This is a genomic window from Brunnivagina elsteri CCALA 953 (genome assembly GCF_002289455.1).
Taxonomy (GTDB): domain Bacteria; phylum Cyanobacteriota; class Cyanobacteriia; order Cyanobacteriales; family Nostocaceae; genus Brunnivagina; species Brunnivagina elsteri.
The window spans coordinates 1-2,176 of sequence record NZ_NTFS01000661.1; the positions used below are offsets into that span (position 1 = coordinate 1).

The following is a 2,176-nucleotide window of genomic DNA, read 5'->3' on the forward strand; positions in this document are numbered from 1 at the left end:
GAGTTTTAGCATATTGCGTCCAGAAGATTGGATATTAAAGTTTATTTTTAATATTATATTTTGTAGAAAAAGACAATCTTATATACCCAATGTAACTTCTATCCCATATATTTCATTGAATTATAACTTGACAAAACACTTGCAAGACTGGTTGAGACAAGATTGGGAAATTGGTTTGCATAACATAAGAGAATTATCGAAATATACATTTCAATTTGTACCAATTATTAATGCTTTAAATTCAGCTTTATTAATAACATCGGATGAACATATTATTTATAGAGTTACTCAATTAGCAAAAAGTAGTGATGATTTCAAATTAGTATTTTTTGCTTCTGCCTCTCTGAGTGAAAACATAAAATCGCTATCACTAGGATATTTGTTTATTCCTTCTTATTGGCGACAACGTTTTTTTCAAATAAATGTCCGATTAGATACTCCTCCCCGTGCAACTGCCGCAGGATTTTGGTATCTCCACGAAAAACAACCAATCAAAGCAGCAAAAGCATTTGCCGAAGTACGATCGCTCCCTTATGGTGAGGAAATGTATACCCTTGCCCATACGATCGCAATATTCCACCAAGCTGAAGATTTTAGTGCGATCGCGAATATCAACCCTGAAACACGAAATTTCCCGTCATCGGAACCGTTATTACGTCCAAATACCTGGCAAGCAATCAACTCGTGCGATCGCGTTATTGCCGATGCCAAGGTCATCCAAAACAGTACTTCTCGCGCTTCCCGTGCATTTGCCCTCAACCGTGCGATCGGAGAACTTCTACAAATCCTCGACAATCCCGAAACTATTCCGGAAGCAGAACGGTATTTAATTATCGACATTGCCACAACTTGGAAAACTGCCCTAGAAAAACAAACGCTGGAAGTTGGACAAGTTGAAATTACCAAACCCGTCACAAATCCCTACATTGTCGGCGACCCAGTTGAGGGACAATTATTTGTAGGACGGGATGATATTATGCGTCAACTCGAAGAACTCTGGTTAATGGGAACCAACATGCAATCTGTCGTTCTCTACGGACATCGACGCATGGGGAAAACTTCTATCCTCCGCAACCTCTCGCAACGAGTTGGTGCTGGTGTGAAAATTGCCTATGTTAACTTGTTAGGTGTAGGTGACGTTGCCCATGAAGGGGAAGTATTAATGGCTTTGAGCGATGCCATTTCCCAAACCGTAAATATCCCCCCACCAAGCGACGAAGATTTATTAAATTTACCGTACCGCACATTCACCCGTTATTTACAACGCATTGTAGAGACGTTACATGTAACGTCTCTACAGGGATTAATTATTGCCCTAGATGAATTTGAAAAAATCGAAGAATTAATTGCCGCAGGAAAAATTCCCCAAAGCTTCATGGGTTATCTCCGCAGCTTAGTCCAAATGAGTCCCAAAATCGGTTTTATCCTCGCAGGTTTGCATACCCTCGAAGAAATGACCGCAGACTATTTCCAACCACTTTACGCTAGCTTTACCCCACCAATCAAAGTTAGCTTCATGGAACCAGATGCAACCAGCGTCATTTTGGCAAATCCTGGTATTGATGACTTTCCCCTCGACTATACCCCCGAAGCACTAAATAAAATCTACCAAGTCACCCACGGACAACCTTTTTTGGTGCAATTGGTCGGATTCCAATTAGTACGTCGCTACAACGATCGCACTTTTGCAATGAAGCAAAATACTAACCCCATCTTCACCCTAGATGATGTGGAAACGGTCATCAATGACCCCGTATTTTTCCAACGTGGACGTTACTATTTTGACGGTGTATGGAGTCAAGCATTAGAAGGTGCAGCAGGACAACAAACGATATTACAAGCTTTAGCACCATATCCACAAGGTTTGACGATAGAAGAATTAGTACAATCCACAAACTTAGATGTCGGAATATTAGAAGATGCGATCGCAACATTAATCCGTCATGATGTTGCGATCACAAATCAAGGACGTTGGCAAATTACTGTAGAATTATTTCGCCGTTGGGTATTGCGTTAGGACAAATCGACAATTCTCGCAAAATACCCCCGATGGATTGGCTACAGTGTACACACAAGTCTGATTTCCCTTCATATCCCGGAAGTCATCCCCCCTAACCCCCCTTTCCAAGGGGGGAAAATAAAAAGTCTAATTACCTCCCCTCGTTACCCCTGATAC

The 2,176-nt window shown here is 41.3% G+C and carries 1 protein-coding gene; it reads left to right on the plus strand.

Annotated elements, in window-relative coordinates:
• On the plus strand, positions 1 to 2,017 hold a 2,017-nt coding region (locus CK510_RS33765), incomplete at its 5' end, for an AAA family ATPase (protein ID WP_095725021.1).
• Between the last annotated feature and the right edge of the window lie 159 nt (positions 2,018 to 2,176).